Here is a 15,522-nt window from a genome sequence, read left to right as displayed (position 1 = left end):
GGTTGATAGGCCAGATATGGAAGACCGGTAACGGTTGGAGTTGACTGGTACTAATAGGCCGAGGGCTTGTCCTCAGTTGCTCGCGTCCACTGTGTGGTTCCCGGGTTGCGAACAGTCGCAATCGCTGGTTGAACCAAGTTTCACTCTTAACTAAAAAGTGTGCTTGTTCGCTAGAACCCGATAGGGTTTCGGTGGTCATTGCGTTAGGGAAACGCCCGGTAACATTTCGAACCCGGAAGCTAAGCCTTTCAGCGCCGATGGTACTGCAGGGGGGACCCTGTGGGAGAGTAGGACGCCGCCGAACAATCTTTCAAGGACCCTTGGTCCCAGCGTTCATGCTGGGACCAAGGGTCCTTTTTGTTTTGCCGAAGCGCGCCGAAATGGTTGGTGCGCGAGAATGAATGTGCAGTACCGATGACAGGAGTCACGTCGATGTCCACCAACTCTTCCGACGATCGTTCGGAGCGCCGGCCTCAGCGGCGCGACGACGGTGACCGCGGTGGTTTCCGGCGTGACGACCGGGGGCCGCGTCGTGACAACGACCGTGGCGGCCGCCCGGCCGGCGGCGGTGGCGGTAACGCGGGCCGGGACAACCGCGGTTCCGACCGCGGTGGGTTCCGCCGTGATGACCGTCCGTCCGGCGGCGACCGCGGCGGATTCCGTCGCGATGACCGTCCTTCGGGTGGCGACCGCGGCCGTTCCGCCGGTGGCGACCGGGGTGGTTTCCGTCGCGATGACCGCGGTGGTCGTCCGTCCGGTGGCGGCTATGCCGGGCGGGATGACCGTGGTGGTCGTCCGTCGGGTGGTGACCGCGGGGGCTTCCGTCGCGATGACCGTCCCTCCGGTGGTGACCGTGGCGGCTTCCGTGGCGGCGACCGTCGGGACGACCGGCCGCGCGGTCCTCGTCGCGATGATGAGCGCGGCGGTGGTTTCCGTCGTGATGACCGTGGTGGCGACCGTCCGGCGTTCCGTCGTGATGACCGTCCTTCGGGTGGCGACCGTGGTGGGTTCCGTCGTGATGACCGTCCTTCGGGTGGCGACCGCGGGGGCTTCCGTCGTGATGACCGTGGTGGGCGTCCGTCCGGTGGCGACCGTCCGGCGTTCCGCCGTGACGACCGGCCTTCGGGCGGGGACCGTGGTGGGTTCCGCCGTGACGACCGCCCTTCCGGTGGCGACCGCGGCGGATTCCGTCGTGATGACCGTCCGTCCGGTGGTGACCGGGGCGGGTTCCGTCGGGACGATCGGCGCGATGAGCGTCGTGATGACCGCGGTGGTGACCGTGGGGGCTTCCGTCGGGACGACCGTCCGTCCGGCGGCGACCGCGGTGGCTTCCGCCGTGATGACCGTGGTGGGCGTCCGTCCGGTGGCGACCGTCCGGCGTTCCGCCGTGATGACCGCCCTTCGGGCGGGGACCGCGGTGGGTTCCGTCGCGATGACCGGCCGTCCGGTGGTGACCGTGGTGGGTTCCGTCGTGATGACCGGCCGTCCGGTGGTGACCGTGGTGGGTTCCGTCGGGACGATCGACCGTCGGGTGGTGACCGGGGCGGGTTCCGTCGGGACGATCGGCGCGATGAGCGTCGTGATGACCGCGGTGGTGACCGTGGGGGCTTCCGTCGGGACGACCGTCCGTCCGGCGGCGACCGCGGTGGCGACCGCGGGGGCTTCCGTCGCGATGACCGTGGTGGTGAGCGTGGCGGGTTCCGTCGGGATGACCGGGGGCCGCGTCGGGATGATGACCGCGGGCGTCGGCCGTACGGTGCCGGGCGCGGGCGCGACGACCGTCGGGACGACCGCCGTGATGACCGTCGGGACCGGGACCGGGAGCCGATCAAGCGGCTGCCGATTCCGGAGGACGTCACCGGTGAGGAGATCGACAAGGATGTGCGGCAGGAGCTGATGAGCCTGCCGAAGACGCTCGCCGATGACGTCGCCAAGAACCTGGTGATGGTGGCGAAGCTGCTGGACGAGGACCCGGAGCAGGCGTACGGGTACTCGCGGATCGCGCTGCGGCTGGCGTCCAGGGTCGCCGCGGTGCGTGAGGCCGCGGGCTTCGCGGCGTACGCGGTCGCCAAGTACAGCGAGGCGCTTGCCGAGTTCCGGGCGGCACGGCGGATGACCGGCAGCGTCGAGCTGTGGCCCGTCATGGCGGACTGCGAGCGCGGTCTGGGCCGGCCCGAGAAGGCGATGGCCATGGCCGGCGAGCCCGAGGTGGCGAAGCTGGACAAGGCCGGGCAGGTCGAGATGCGGCTGGTCGCGGCGGGTGCCCGTCGGGACATGGGGCAGGCGGACGCCGCTGTGGTGACGCTGCAGGGTCCCGAGCTCGCGTCGAACGCGGTGCACCCGTGGACCGCGCGGCTGCGCTACGCCTACGCCGACGCGCTGCTGGAGGTCGGGCGCGAGGACGAGGCGCGCGACTGGTTCGCCAAGGCGCTGGAGGCCGACCAGGGTGGCACGACGGACGCCTCGGACCGGCTCGCTGAGCTGGACGGTGTCGAGTTCACCGACGCTCTGGAGGACGACGACGCCACCGACGAGGCCGACCGGACGGACGCAGCTGAGGAGACCGGCGCGACCGTGGCCGAGGATGCCGGCGCTGAGATGTCGGACGTCGAGGACGACGACGTGGCTGATGAGGTCGTCGTGGTCGAGGCGGAGGCCGCCGGCGAGGACACGGACGGTGAGGACGAGCGGTCCGAGAAGGGCTGAGTCGTCGGCGTGCGTGATGCCGCGCAGGACGCGGTGAGATGACGAAGGGCGGGATCCCCATAAGGGTCCCGCCCTTCGTCGTTTTTGTGGGGGTCAGGTGGTGGGGGCGTAGGAGGCGAGGGGGTTGCGGAGGGTGCCGATGAGCTGGAGGGCGCCCGCGGGGTCCTGGAGGTCGACCATCTGCTGGTTGTTGCGCAGCTGGAGACGGTTGAGGCAGGAGAGGGAGAACTCCTCGGCGAACATGTCGTATTGGGCGAACTTGTCGGCCAGGTGGGGCATGGACGCCTGGTAGTCCGTGACGCATTCGGCGACCGTGCGCCAGAAGGTGTCCTCGTCGAGGATGCCGAGGTCGGCGAGTGTGCCGTTGAGGAAGCGGAAGAAGCAGTCGAAGACGTCGGTGAAGACGGACAGCAGCTTCTTGTCCTCGGGGACGTCGGCGCGGATGCGCTCGACAGCGGGGGGCAGCACCGCGTCGGGGTCCATGACGGCGATCTCTTCGGCGATGTCCTTGAAGATCACGCGGGCCACGGCGCCGTCCTCGATGACCAGGATGGCGTTCTCGCCGTGCGGCATGAAGACCAGGTCATAGGCGTAGAAGGCGTGCAGGACGGGGGTGAGGTAGGCGTCCAGGTAGCGGCGGAGCCAGACCGCGGGCTCCAGGCCGGACTCCTCGATCAGGGCGCCGGCGAAGGAGCCGCCGTCCCTGTCGACGTGCAGGAGGGAGGCCATGGTGGCCAGCCGCTGGCCCGGTTCGACGGTGGAGACCGGGCTCTCGCGCCAGAGAGCGGCGAGCATCTTGAGGTACGGGGAGCCCTTGGCGGTGGCGGCCTCGTACTGGCGGTGGTGGTAGCCGATGGCGGCGCGCTCGCGGATGATCGAGAAGCGGGCCGCCCGGAAGGTCTCGTCGCCGTCGATGAGGCGGGCCAGCCAGTCGTTGATGGCCGGGGTGGCTTCCATGTAGGAGGCGGACAGGCCGCGCATGAAGCCCATGTTGAGGACCGAGAGAGCGGTTTTGACGTAGTGCTTGTCGGGGCTGGTGGTGTTGAAGAAGGTGCGGATGGACTGCTGGGCCAGGTAGTCGTCGTCGCCGGAGCCCAGGCACACCAGGCGCTGCTGGGCGACCTCGGCGGCGAAGGTGACCGAGAGCTTGTTCCACCACTGCCAGGGGTGGGCGGGGATGAGGTGGTAGTCGGCCAGGTCCAGGCCGAGGGCGCCGAGGGTGCCGGCGAAGCGGTCGAGGGTGCGCTTGCCCAGCTCGTCGCGGACGAGCGTGTCGTAGTCGAGGTCCGCGCCCGCGGTGAAGGTGGAGTGGTCGCGGTGGGCGGCCAGCCAGATCAGCTGGACGGGCGCGGCGGCCTCGGGGGCGTACGCGTGGTACTCGTGGACGCCGAAGCCGAGACGGCCGTTGTTGGCGACGAAGCAGGGGTGGCCCTCGGTCATGCCGGTCTCGATGGCCTGGAAGCCGGATTTCGTGAGTTCGGCGGCGCTCGCCGGGGCTACGGCGAGTTTGTAGGCGGTGCCGGAGAGGGTGGAGCTGATCTCTTCCAGGTAGACCGGGAGGATCTCCTCGCCCAGGCCCAGGGTCCCGCGGAATTCGATGAAGAAGTCGAGGGCGTCCAGGGGGAGTTCGCCGCTGTCGCGGTGGCGGGTGACGCTGTCGGCGTCGATCTGCCAGTGGTCGAGCGTCAGGCGGCGGGCTCTGAAGCGGTATTCGACGCCGCCGTCGTCACTGCGTACGGCGTAGTGGCCGTCCGCGGGCAGCCGGGTGGGGGAGAGCAGCCGTTCGTGGGCGAACTCGGCGAGCGCCTTGCGGACGAGGAGCCGGTTGGCGCGGGACCAGAGGTCGGGGGTGAGGTGCGCGACGGCGTCCAGGGCGGGCAGGTGCGGGGCTGCGTCGGAGGTGGGGAGCATCAGTTCTCGCCTCGGGCGGCCAGGAACTGGTCGCGGGTGCAGGTGCTGAGGTAGGCGTCTTTGGAGGGGAGGGAGACGGTGCGTTGAACCTCGAACCCGACGGCCTTGTTGAGGGCGTGCACCGCGGTGTTGCGGGCGTCGGGCTCGACGACGATGCGGCGGGTGGCCGGGTCGTCGAAGAGCATCTCCATCACGGTGGTGATCACGGCGAGGGTGAAGCCGTGCACGGGGGCGTCGGTGGGCGCCGACAGGAAGTGCATGCCGACGTCGCCCGGCCGGGCGGCGTGGATGCCGACCAGTTCGCGGTGGGCGGGGTCGTAGCGCTCGGCGAGGAAGGCCGGGGTGCCGTTGTGCATGCCGAGGTAGGCGTCGTGGAAGGGGTCGGCGGCTATCCGCGTGAACTCCTTCTCGACGGCCGGGAGGTCGCAGTCCTGCATCAGCCAGAAGACGGCTTTGGGGTGGGTGACCCAGCCGTGCAGCAGCTCGGCGTCGGCCGGCGGGTCGACCGGGCGCAGCGAGAACTCGCCGAGCGCTGTGTCGGTACGGGTGAAGAGCGGGGCGCTCATGCGGAGACCTCCAGGGTGTGCCGCGGGTCGGCCGGGGCGACGAGGTCCATGACGGCCGGAGCGGCGAACTCCTGGAAGGCGATGGACTTCTCGACCGGGTAGTACTCACGGCCGAGCAGCTCGCGGACGATGCAGGAGTTGCGGTAGGCGGCCATGCCGAGGTCGGGGGTGACGAAGCCGTGGGTGTGCAGCTCGGCGTTCTGCACGTAGATGCCGTGGCCGGCGGTGTCGATGCTGTAGTTGCGTGCGACGTCGTAGCGGCCGGCGTCGTCCCAGGCGATGCGGTCGTGGATCGGCGCGAGGAAGTCCGGGGTGCGGTAGCGGTATCCGGTGGCGAGGATCAGGCCCTGTGTGTCGAGGGAGAAGTCCTGGCCTTGTTCCTCCTGGCGCAGCCCGAGCGTGTAGGTGCCGGTGGTCTCGTCGTAACGGGCCGTGTTCAGCGCCGTGTTGGTGAGCAGGCGGGTGGAGCAGGGGCCGTTGAGGTTCTTCTGGTAGAGCAGATCGAAGATGCCGTTGATCAGGTCGGAGTCGATGCCCTTGTAGAGATTCTTGTGCGAGGCGTTGAGACGGTCGCGGGTGGCCGGGGGGAGGGCGTGGAAGTAGTCCACGTACTCCGGCGAGGTCATCTCCAGCGTGAGCTTGGTGTATTCGAGGGGGAAGAAGCGGGGGGAGCGGGTGGCCCAGGTCAGGTGGTAGCCGTGGCTGTCGATGTCCTGGAGCAGGTCGTGGTAGACCTCGGCCGCGCTCTGGCCGCTGCCGACGATGGTGATGCTTTCCTTGGCCTGCAGGGTGGCCTTGGCGTCGAGGTAGTCGGCGTTGTGCAGCAGGTCGCCGCCCAGGCCCTCGCACGCCTCGGGGATGTGCGGCGGGGTGCCGGTGCCGAGGACGATCTTGCGGGCGCGGTAGGTCTTCCGCTCGCCGGTGGGCAGGTGCTCGGCCTGCACGACGTAGAGCTCCTCGCTCTCGTCGTAGGTGACGGTGGTGACCTGGTGGGCGAAGCGGATGCTGTCCAGTTTTCCGGCGGCCCAGCGGCAGTAGTCGTTGAACTCGGCGCGCAGCGGATAGAAGCTCTCGCGGATGTAGAAGGAGTAGAGCCGACCCGATTCCTTCAGGTAGTTCAGGAAGGAGAAGGGGGAGGTGGGGTCGGCGAGGGTGACCAGGTCGGCCATGAAGGGCACCTGGAGGGTGCTGCTGTCGAGCATCATGCCGGGGTGCCAGTCGAAGGACGCCTTGTTGTCCAGGAACAGGCCGTCGAGCCCGTCGATGGGTTCGGTCAGGCAGGCCAGGCCGAGGTTGAAGGGGCCGAGGCCGATGGCCACGAAGTCATAAGGAGCGGACACGGGATCTCCGTCGGGGGGTGGTCGGCGGTGGGGAGGTCAGCGCGCGCTGAGGGCCGGCTCGGCCTGCTCGGCCAGGTAGCTGCCGGCGTGCTCGGCGATCAGGTCGAGGACGGTGGCGATGTCCTCCAGCGTGGTCTCCGGGTTGAGCAGGGTGAACTTGAGGTGGTGCCGGCCGTCGACGACGGTGCCCGCGACGATGGCGTCACCGGAGGCGAACAGCGCCTCCCGGGCGTGCAGGTTGACCCGGTCGCTGAGGTGGGGGTCGTGGTCGGCGCTGGGGACGTAGCGGAAGACCAGGGTGCTCAGCTGCGGTGCGACGACGACATCGAACCGGGGGTCGTCATGGAGGATCTTCCAGGCGTCCGCGGCCCGGTCGATGACCTCGTCGAAGAGTTCGCCGATGGCGCCGGCGCCCATGGTGCGCAGCGTCAGCCACAGTTTGAGGGCGTCGAAGCGGCGGGTGGTCTGGATCGACTTGTCGACCTGGTTGGGGATGCGCCGTTCGGCCATCCGACGCGGGTTGAGGTAGTCCGCGTGGTAGGTGACGTGCCGCAGCGTGGTGTGGTCGCGGACCAGTACGGCGCTGGAACTGACCGGCTGGAAGAAGGACTTGTGGTAGTCGACGGTGACCGAGTCGGCGCGTTCGATGCCGGTGAGCAGGTCGCGGCGTCGGGAGACCAGCAGTCCGCAGCCGTAGGCGGCGTCGACGTGCATCCAGGTGCCGTGGCGGTCGCACAGGTCGGCGATCTCGCCGAGCGGGTCGATGCTGCCGAAGTCGGTGGTGCCGGCGGTGGCGACGACGGCCATGGGGAGGAGGCCTTCGCGGCGGCAGCGCTCCAGCTCGGCGGCCAGGTCGGTGGTGCGCATCCGGCGGTTGTCGTCGCAGGGGACGGAGATGACGGACTCCGCACCCATGCCGAGGAGGGTGGCGGCCTTCTGGATGCTGAAGTGGCTGCATTCGGAGGTGAGGATGCGCAGGCGCGGCAGGACGTCGGAGCGCCGGGCGGCGGTGGGCGCGTCGGCGCGGCTCAGTTCGCGGCGGCACGCCTCGTCCCGGGCGAGCAGCATGGCCTGCAGGTTGGACTGGGTGCCGCCACTGGTGAAGATGCCGTCGGCCTGCTCGCCGAGACCTATTCGGCGGGCCGTCCAGTCGATCAGGCGCCGCTCGATGAGGGTGCCGCCGGCGCTCTGGTCCCAGGTGTCCAGCGAGGAGTTGACGGCGGAGAGCACCGCCTCGCCGACGAGGGCGGGGATCACCACGGGGCAGTTGAGGTGCGCGAGGTAGCGCGGGTGGTGGAAGTAGACGGCGTCGCGGAGGTAGACCTCTTCGAGTTCGTCGAGGGCCGCGGCCTGGTCGTGCAGCGGTGCTTCGAGGTCGATGTCCGCGACGGTCGGGGTGAGTTCGTCGACGGAGATGCCGGTGAACGGCCGCTCGGTGGCGGCGATGGTCGCGCTCACCCGCTCGACGCTCTCGGTGACCGCGTTGCGGTAGCGCCCGGCCGTGCCGTTGTTGAGCAGGTAGGTCCTGCTGTCGACCGGCTCGGTGGCGGCGCTGTCGCCCGGTTGTCCACCCGGGGCGTGGGCGGTGGGGGTGACGCGGTGGGTCGCCCCGGGGCTGCCGGTGGTCGACGGGTCCTCGGCGGGGTGCGCGAGGGGACTCATGTGCTTGTCCTCCCTGATGCGGACTTGGCCACGTCCTGCGCAGCGCTGAGGGCGCGCAGGGGCAGGGAGACCCACCCGATGACGTAGTGAGGTAAGCCTAACCTAACTACATCTTCGGGTTGCGGAGGGGGCCCTCCGCCGGTGCGGGCCGGCAGCCTGCGGCGGGTTCAGGGGGTGTCGTCCTCCAGGGTCCGCAGGACCAGGCCGGTGGCGGGCTTGGGCCCGAAGGAGGTCGACTTGCGCGGCATCGTCACGCCCTGCAGGGCGAGTTGACGGACCGTTTCCTCCGAGGTGGCACGCATCAGGACGGCCGTTCCGCCGTGCCGGGCGGCCTGCTCGACAGCTGCCTCGGTGTGATGGAGGTAGCCGATGTCCGACGGGTGGTCGGGGATGCGCCAGACGCTGTCGAGGAGGGTGGCGTGCAGGACGGTGGCATCCAGCTGCCGCCAGGTCTCCGGCCGGTCCTTGCGGATCGTGCGGTCCAGCAGCTCCGGATCCGGCCGGTCCAGCAGATGGAAGGTGTCCGGCCCGCCCGTCAGGACGAACGCGTTGCCAGGCGTCCGCTCCAAGGTCTCCAGGGCGGTGGACAGTCCGCCCGAGAGCGCGCGTACGCGGAAGGCGCCGGACAGGTCGGCCAGCGCCTTGGCGGGCGGCAGATGCGGCAGTACGCGGTGAATCGCGCGGACCTGGAGCGGATAGCGGGCCGTGTCGACCAGCAGCACCAGGCCGGACGCCCAGGGCGAGGAAGGAGTGGCGCCGGGCAGCTGCTCGTACAGCCGCTGGTAGGTCGCCCAGCGGTGGTGTCCGTCGGCGATCAGGGCCTGCCGGTGGGAGAGATCGTCCTCGACGGCCGCGAGGTCGGCGGGGTCGGTGACGGCCCACAGGCGGTGTGCGAAGCCGTCCTCCGTGGTCGTGGCCAGCAGCGGGCTGCCCAGCACGGTCCGCTCGATGACGGCGGTGGCGCCCGTCGCTGTGCCCTTGCCGCGGTAGGAGAGCAGCAGGGGTTCGAAGTTGGCGGCCGCAGCGCGCATCAGGGCGGCGCGGTCCGCCACCACCTCGGGGATCACGCCCTCGTGCGGGAGTACGGGACCGTCCAGGCACAGGGCGCCGATCAGCCCGCGTTGCAGCACTTCGCCGCTGCGCTGCTCGTAGACGTACAGCGCCGGCCGGTCGTCGTGCGTCAGGATGCCTTCCGCGCGCCAGCGACTCAGGGTGTCCGCGGCCTGGCGGTGCCGGGTGGCGGGGTCCGCGGCGTGCGGCAGGATCAGCCGGACGATGTTGTACGGATCGGCGGTCTCCAAGTGGCGCACACCGTCGGGCCGGACCACGACGTCGTACGGCGGCGAGGTGACGGCGGTGAGGCTGCTGACACGGTCCGGGGCATAGCGCAGTCCACGGAACGGGAGGAGGCGAAGGCCGTCGGTACTCGTCATTGAATAATGCTATGCCGCCGTCCCGGTGAGGGATGATCGGGGGACAGCCGGTGACTGGCTGGAAATATCGGTACGCGCGAGGTGCGGACGACGAGCCGCGCGGCGCGGAGGGCGACGTTCCGCGCTGTCGGGCGGAGTGCTTCGCGGGCGGCGCGGTGATGAGGAGCGAGACGGCATGAACGAGCAGGTTCGCAGGCAGCCCGACGGTTGCGAGCGCGCCCTGAGCGCGGCGTACGACACGGCGCTGCTGGATCTGGACGGGGTGGTCTACGCCGGCGGACAGGCCATCGCGCATGCCGTGGAGTCGCTGACGACGGCGAGGGACGGCGGAATGCACCTCGCATATGTGACCAATAACGCTGCCCGGACACCGCAGGCGGTCGCCGATCAGCTCACCGGTTTCGGTCTGCCGACCGGGCCGGAGGACGTGATCACCTCCGCGCAGGCCGTGGCGCGGCTCATCTCCGAGCAGGTGCCGCAGGGCGCGCGGGTGCTGGCCATCGGCGGCGAGGGACTGCGGGTGGCCCTGCGCGAGCGCGGGCTCGAGCCGGTGGCGTCCGCGGACGACGAGCCGGCGGCGGTCGTGCAGGGCTACGACCCCACGCTGGACTGGGAGCGGCTGGCGGAGGCCGCGTACGCGGTGCAGCGCGGGGTGCCGTGGTTCGCCTCCAACACCGACCTGACGATCCCCAAGGAACGCGGGATCGCCCCCGGCAACGGCGCGTTGGTGGAGGTCGTCCGGATCGCGGCGGGCGGTTCGCCGCAGGTGGCGGGCAAGCCGCAGCCGCCGATGCACCGGGAGACGGTGCTGCGGACCGGCGCCCGGCGGCCGCTGGTGATCGGGGACCGGCTCGACACGGACATCGAGGGCGCCTACAACGGCGAGGTGGACTCGCTGCTGGTGCTCACCGGCGTCACCACCGCGGCGGAACTGCTGGCCGCGCCGCCGCAGCACCGGCCGACGTACGTGGACGCGGATCTGCGCGGGATGCTGGCGTCGCAGCCGGATGTCGTCGCCGCGGACGGCGGCTTCCGGTGCGGCGGCTGGATGGCGAAGGGGAACGGTGAGGCGCTCGCCCTGGAAGGCGACGGTGCGCCGCTCGACGCGCTGCGAGCGCTGTGCGCGGCGGCCTGGACCGCGGCGGGGGACGGCAGTTGCACGGCGGATGCGGGGAAGGCGCTGGCCCGCATCGGGATGTGAGGACCGGGTCCCGGCCCCCGCATCTCGCGGTCCGGGGGCCTCGCCGTCGCCGCACCTCGCGGTCCGAGGCATCACGGACCCGTACGGCACCAGGGAGTGGCGCGGTCGCGCCGCCGCCGGGGGTGTGGCCCCCGGCGCACGCCCCGTCGTGCGTGTCATCGCCGGGTCGGTCCTTGTCGGTTCGTCCTGCGTGGTCCGGTCCTGTCGGGTTCAGTCCCGGTCGGCCGCCGCGGTGCCGGCCGTCAGCTCCGCGAGCAGGTCCTCCTCGCTGGCGCCACGGCGCCAGTAGCCGGTGAACTTCACGGCCCTGCGGTCGATGCCGCGCTCGCGGACGAGATGCCTGCGCACCGCTTTGACGGTGCCCGCCTCTCCGGCGATCCAGGCGTACGGCGTGCCCTCGGGCAGCTCGGCGGCGCGCAGCGCGTCGAGCACCGGCTGGCGGGACGCGACGGTCGCCTCGTCGCGGACGAGCCAGGTGATGTCGGCGTCGGCGAAGGTCGGCAGGCTCTGCCGGTCGTCCTCGTGGGCGATCTCGACGTAGACCTTGGCGTGGGTGCCGGGGGAGAGCAAGGAGAGGATGCCGCCGATGGCGGGCAGCGCGGTCTCGTCGCCGGTCAGCAGGATCCAGTCGGTGCCCGTCGGCGGCCGGAAGTCGACGCCGCCGTTGTCCTCGACGGCGGGGGCCAGGACGGTCAGCGGGTCGCCCGGACGGGCGTGGGCGGCCCAGCGGCCGGCCGGACCGGCCGCCGCGGCGTGGGCGGGGCTGTCCGCGCCGTGCAGGGCGAAGTCGACGTCGAACTCCCGCGGCTCATGGCGCTGTTCACGGATGGTGTAGGAGCGCATCACGGCGCGCTCGGCGGGGTCCTGCGCACGCCAGGCGGTGTACCAGCCGTCGCCGGTGTCCTCGAAGACCGGCCGGTCCTGGTGGGGCTGCGGGAGGAAGATCTTGAAGCGCTGGTCACGACCGCCGGACGTCAGCTCGGCCAGACGTTCACCGCCGAAGGTGATCCGGACCATGGAGGGGCCCAGCCGCCGGGTGCGGACGACGTGCACATCGAAGAAGCGGAAGGGCGTGGTGGCGGGTGCGGCGGTCGTGGTCATGCGGAGGAACCTCCCGGGAAGGTGCTGCGGTTTCTCGGTGACTGGACTGGGCGTTGGCGGTGCGGGGATGGCGCAGAGCGGTCCGGCGACGGTGCGTCAGGGGTGGTGCGGGGGCGTCGGTGGTGCGGTGACGGTGGTGGTGGTGGTGGATCCAGGGCCTGCCGACGGCGGCCGGCGATCCACCACCGCCCTGCGTCAGTTGACTTTCCTGGCGTCCTCGATCGCCTTGGCCAGCGACTCGATCAGCGGTGCGGCACCCGCGTAGGAGAAGCGCGGCTCGCTCGACCACGGGGTGATCTGGCCGGCCTTGACGGCGGGCAGCTTCGCCCAGGAGGGCTTGGCCGCCAGGTCCTTGGGCTGGAGGGTGGCGGTGCGGTTGTCGAGCAGCAGCACATCGGCCTTGTACTTGTCGGCGTTCTCCCAGCTCAGGCTCTCGAAGTAGCCGCCCTTGTCCAGGTGGTCGGGGACGATCAGGTCGACGCCGAGGGACTTGTAGTACATGAGGTCGGCGTTGATGCCCGGGTTGGAGGCGTAGAAGAGGTCGGGGCTGCCGGAGCAGGCGAGCACCTTGACCGGGTGGGACTTGGCGGCCTTGCGCAGCGTCGCGGCGGCCTTCTCGAAACGGGCCTTGGCGTCGGCGACCTTCTTGGCCTTGAGGTCGGCGCCGAGGGACTGCGCCAGCTCGGCGTAACGATCGATGATCTTGACCAGGGGGGTTCGGGAGGAGGTGATCGCGACGCTCTTCGCGAGCTGCGCGATCTTGTCCTTGCTGTCCGCGGGGACGAACCAGAGGGCACCGGGCTCGTACATGTTGGTGATCAGCAGATCGGGGTTGAGGCCCGCGTACTTCTCGACGTTGAACTGGTTGTAGGCGTTGCCGATGACGGTGACCTTGTCGACGTCCAGGTCACCCGCCTGCGGGTCGGCCTTGCCGTTCTTCAACTTGGTCGGACCGAAGACGCCGACGATCTGCTCGTCGATTCCGAAGTCGTGCAGGGCGGCCGCGGTGCCGGTGAAGGCGACGATGCGCTGCGGGGTGCCGTCGAGGGAGACCTTCTTCTTACGGTCGTCGGTGAAGGACCAAGGGCCGCCCTTGGCGTCCTTCGTGGTGCCCCCCGTTCCCTTTTCGCTGCCACACGCGGCCAGCAGGGCGCCGATGCCGACGGCGCCGCCCGCGGCCAGGACACCGCGACGGGTGGGAGTTACGCTTCGGGGGGTGCTCATGAGGGTGCGCTTCTCTCTGGGAGGGGCCTGCAAGTCGAATGTGAGGGTAGGCTAACCTAACCCACGTGTTGGTTGACAGTCCCCCCGAAGCATCGAAGGCTCCGGCCCAAGTGACGCCGCAGCGTCGGCTCCTCACGCGCTCCGCGGGGCTTGTCGCCTCCGTGGCCGCCCTGGCCGTCATCGCCGTCCTCGGCATCGCCGTCGGCGCCAAACAGATACCCCTCGACCAGGTGTGGCACGGAGTCTTCGACTACTCCGGTTCCGATACCGACGTGGTCGTGCGCGATCTGCGCTTCCCGCGCACCCTGCTCGCGCTGCTCGTCGGTGCCGCGCTCGGCCTTGCCGGCACCGTCATGCAGGCACTGACCAGAAACCCCCTCGCCGACCCCGGGGTGCTCGGCATCAACGCCGGCGCCTCCGCGGCGGTCGTCTCCGCCATCAGCTTCTTCGGCGTCACCTCCCTGACCGGATATGTGTGGTTCGCGTTCGCCGGCGCTGCGGTCGTCTCCGTCGCGGTGTACGTCCTGGGCGGCACCCGCAACGCCACCCCCGTACGGCTCGCGCTCGCCGGCACCGCGCTGACCGCCGTCCTCGTCGGCTACATCAACGCCGTCAACCTGATGGACACCGCGGCGCTCGACAAGATGCGTTTCTGGACGGTCGGTTCGCTGGCTTCCGCCACCATGCCGACGGTCACCCACATCGCGCCGTTCCTCGTGGTGGGCGGCGTGCTCGCGCTGCTGCTCGCCCGGCCGTTGAACGCCGTCGCCCTCGGCGACGACCAGGCGCGGGCCCTGGGTGCCCGGCTGACCCGCACCCGCGTGCTGGCGATGCTCGCCGTCACACTGCTGTGCGGCGGCGCGACCGCCGCCTGCGGCCCGATCGTCTACGTCGGGCTGATGGTGCCGCATGTCGTACGCGCCATCACCGGGCCCGACATGCGCTGGATCCTGCCGTACTCGGCGGTGCTCTCGCCGGTCCTGCTGCTCGGCGCGGACATCCTCGGCCGGGTCGCGGCCCGGCCCGGCGAGTTGCAGGTCGGCATCGTCACGGCTGTCGTCGGCGGACCTGTCTTCATCTATCTCGTACGGCGTCGGAGGATGGCCCAGCTGTGAGCGCGACCGTGAAGCCCGGAAAGGGCGGGCAGCCCGAGACGCCCGAGATATCCGAGAAGGGGGCCGACGACGTGACGGAGAAGGGGCGCCGCACGCCGACCGGTCCGGGCGCGAAGCGCGGTGCGGGAGAGACGGCGCCGCGGCGGGTGATCCCGGTGCGCACCGCGGGCGGGCTCTCCCTCCGGCTCGATCTGCGTGCCGTCGCGACCGGACTTCTGCTGCTCGTCGTCGCACTGGCCGTGGCCGTCGCGCTGATCGGCTCCGGCGACTACCCGATGACACCGGGCGAGGTGCTCAGCACCCTGACCGGTGGCGGCAACCCCGGCCAGGCATTCATCGTGCAGGACCTGCGGCTGCCGCGGGTCCTGGTGGGGCTGATGGTCGGCGCCGCGTTCGGCATCTCGGGTGCCGTCTTCCAGACCGTCTCGCGCAACCCCCTGGGCAGCCCCGACGTCCTCGGCTTCGCCCAGGGGTCGTCCGTCGGGGCGCTGGTCGTCATCGTCTACTTCCAGGGCGGCACCTTCGCCGTCGCCGCCGGCGCGGTCGTCGGCGGTGTCTTCACCGGCCTCGCCATCTTCCTGCTCGCCTGGAAGCGCGGTATCCAGGGATACCGCTTCGTGCTCGTCGGAATCGGCGCCTCCGCGATGCTCTACGCCTTGGTGCTCTACCTCCTGACGAAGGCGAACATCTTCGAGGCGACCCGCGCCACCACCTGGATGACCGGTTCGCTCAACGGCCGGGACTGGTCCCAGGTCTGGCCGTTGGCCGCCGTCTGCGTCGTCCTCATCCCGCTGGTGCTCCTCCAGGGGCGGCCGTTGCGCATGCTGGAGATGGGCGACGACGCCGCGTACGCGCTGGGCGTCCGGGTCGACCGGGTGCGCGTGGTGACCCTGTTCGCCGCGGTCCTGCTGGTCGCCTCGGCCACCGCAGCGGCCGGTCCCATCTCGTTCGTGGCGCTCACCGCACCCCAACTGGCGCGACGGCTCCGCCTCCCGCGCTTCCGCAAGGGCGCCCGAAGCGCTCCCACGCCCGGCCCCAACCTGCTGTCGTCCGCCCTCATGGGCTCTGTGCTGCTGGTCGCGGCCGACTGGGTCTCGCAGGGTCTCTTCGGCGCGGACCAACTGCCGGTGGGCGTGCTCACCGGAATGCTGGGCGGCGGCTATCTGCTGTGGCTGCTGGCCACCGAGCGCAAGGCCGGGCGGATATGAGCGCGGGCACGCCCGGTGCGAGGGACGGTGCGACGGCCGGTAGGGCGGTCGGGGC

Annotated in this window: 11 protein-coding genes, 1 rRNA gene and 1 pseudogene; 6 read left to right on the top strand and 7 right to left on the bottom strand. The window is 70.6% G+C overall.

What is annotated here, in order from left to right:
* Window positions 1-187: 187 nt before the first annotated feature.
* The 3 genes and pseudogenes from rrf (at window position 188) to ACGFZW_RS20245 (ending at window position 2,706) form a co-directional block, all read left to right on the top strand.
* Window positions 188-304, top strand: a 5S ribosomal RNA gene (rrf, locus tag ACGFZW_RS20255).
* A gap of 503 nt (window positions 305-807) precedes the next feature.
* A pseudogene (locus tag ACGFZW_RS20250) lies at window positions 808-1,749 on the top strand (hypothetical protein); the annotation flags it as partial.
* A 78-nt stretch (window positions 1,750-1,827) separates the two neighbouring features.
* Window positions 1,828-2,706: a hypothetical protein gene (locus tag ACGFZW_RS20245; RefSeq protein ID WP_393894532.1), complete on the top strand. Its 879-nt coding sequence runs from the start codon at window positions 1,828-1,830 to the stop codon at window positions 2,704-2,706.
* Between the two features lie 93 nt (window positions 2,707-2,799).
* Here ACGFZW_RS20245 and ACGFZW_RS20240 read toward each other — a convergent pair whose 3' ends face one another.
* From ACGFZW_RS20240 to ACGFZW_RS20220, 5 genes are all read right to left on the bottom strand, one after another.
* Complete coding sequence (locus ACGFZW_RS20240) at window positions 2,800-4,617, bottom strand: IucA/IucC family protein (protein ID WP_393894512.1); 1,818 nt, start codon at window positions 4,615-4,617, stop codon at window positions 2,800-2,802.
* Window positions 4,617-5,183, bottom strand: a complete 567-nt coding sequence (locus tag ACGFZW_RS20235) for a GNAT family N-acetyltransferase (RefSeq protein WP_393894511.1) — start codon at window positions 5,181-5,183, stop codon at window positions 4,617-4,619. Before ACGFZW_RS20235 ends, ACGFZW_RS20240 begins: the two co-directional genes overlap by 1 nt.
* Window positions 5,180-6,523, bottom strand: coding sequence for a lysine N(6)-hydroxylase/L-ornithine N(5)-oxygenase family protein (locus tag ACGFZW_RS20230; protein WP_393894510.1), 1,344 nt, complete (start codon window positions 6,521-6,523; stop codon window positions 5,180-5,182). Before ACGFZW_RS20230 ends, ACGFZW_RS20235 begins: the two co-directional genes overlap by 4 nt.
* Before the next feature lie 36 nt (window positions 6,524-6,559).
* Window positions 6,560-8,185, bottom strand: a complete 1,626-nt coding sequence (locus ACGFZW_RS20225; RefSeq protein ID WP_393894509.1) for a pyridoxal phosphate-dependent decarboxylase family protein — start codon at window positions 8,183-8,185, stop codon at window positions 6,560-6,562.
* Window positions 8,186-8,352: 167 nt separating this feature from the next.
* Window positions 8,353-9,618, bottom strand: coding sequence for a DUF1015 family protein (locus tag ACGFZW_RS20220; protein ID WP_393894508.1), 1,266 nt, complete (start codon window positions 9,616-9,618; stop codon window positions 8,353-8,355).
* Between the two features lie 175 nt (window positions 9,619-9,793).
* Between ACGFZW_RS20220 and ACGFZW_RS20215 the strand changes: the two genes are divergently transcribed.
* Entirely contained in the window at window positions 9,794-10,819 is a 1,026-nt protein-coding gene (locus tag ACGFZW_RS20215) for an HAD-IIA family hydrolase (protein ID WP_393894507.1), read from the top strand.
* Between the two features lie 210 nt (window positions 10,820-11,029).
* On the opposite strand, the gene ACGFZW_RS20210 is transcribed toward ACGFZW_RS20215, so the two are convergent.
* Together ACGFZW_RS20210 and ACGFZW_RS20205 are read right to left on the bottom strand one after the other, a co-directional pair.
* Window positions 11,030-11,920: a siderophore-interacting protein gene (locus ACGFZW_RS20210; protein ID WP_393894506.1), complete on the bottom strand. Its 891-nt coding sequence runs from the start codon at window positions 11,918-11,920 to the stop codon at window positions 11,030-11,032.
* 195 nt (window positions 11,921-12,115) lie between these two features.
* A complete protein-coding gene (locus ACGFZW_RS20205; protein ID WP_393894505.1) occupies window positions 12,116-13,144 on the bottom strand; it encodes an ABC transporter substrate-binding protein in 1,029 nt (342 codons plus the stop codon).
* Window positions 13,145-13,254: 110 nt separating this feature from the next.
* Here ACGFZW_RS20205 and ACGFZW_RS20200 point away from each other — a divergent pair, with 110 nt between their 5' ends.
* Both ACGFZW_RS20200 and ACGFZW_RS20195 read left to right on the top strand, forming a co-directional pair.
* The gene (locus ACGFZW_RS20200) at window positions 13,255-14,259 is read left to right on the top strand and encodes a FecCD family ABC transporter permease (RefSeq protein ID WP_393894504.1); all 1,005 of its coding nucleotides are present in this window, start codon (window positions 13,255-13,257) and stop codon (window positions 14,257-14,259) included.
* A gap of 146 nt (window positions 14,260-14,405) precedes the next feature.
* Window positions 14,406-15,467: a FecCD family ABC transporter permease gene (locus ACGFZW_RS20195; protein ID WP_393894531.1), complete on the top strand. Its 1,062-nt coding sequence runs from the start codon at window positions 14,406-14,408 to the stop codon at window positions 15,465-15,467.
* Window positions 15,468-15,522 lie beyond the last annotated feature (55 nt).

The organism is Streptomyces sp. NPDC048248 (assembly GCF_043201875.1).
Classification (GTDB): Bacteria; Actinomycetota; Actinomycetes; order Streptomycetales; family Streptomycetaceae; genus Streptomyces.
The sequence above is the reverse complement of the archived record's forward strand: the minus strand, read 5'-3'. Positions and strand labels throughout refer to the sequence as shown.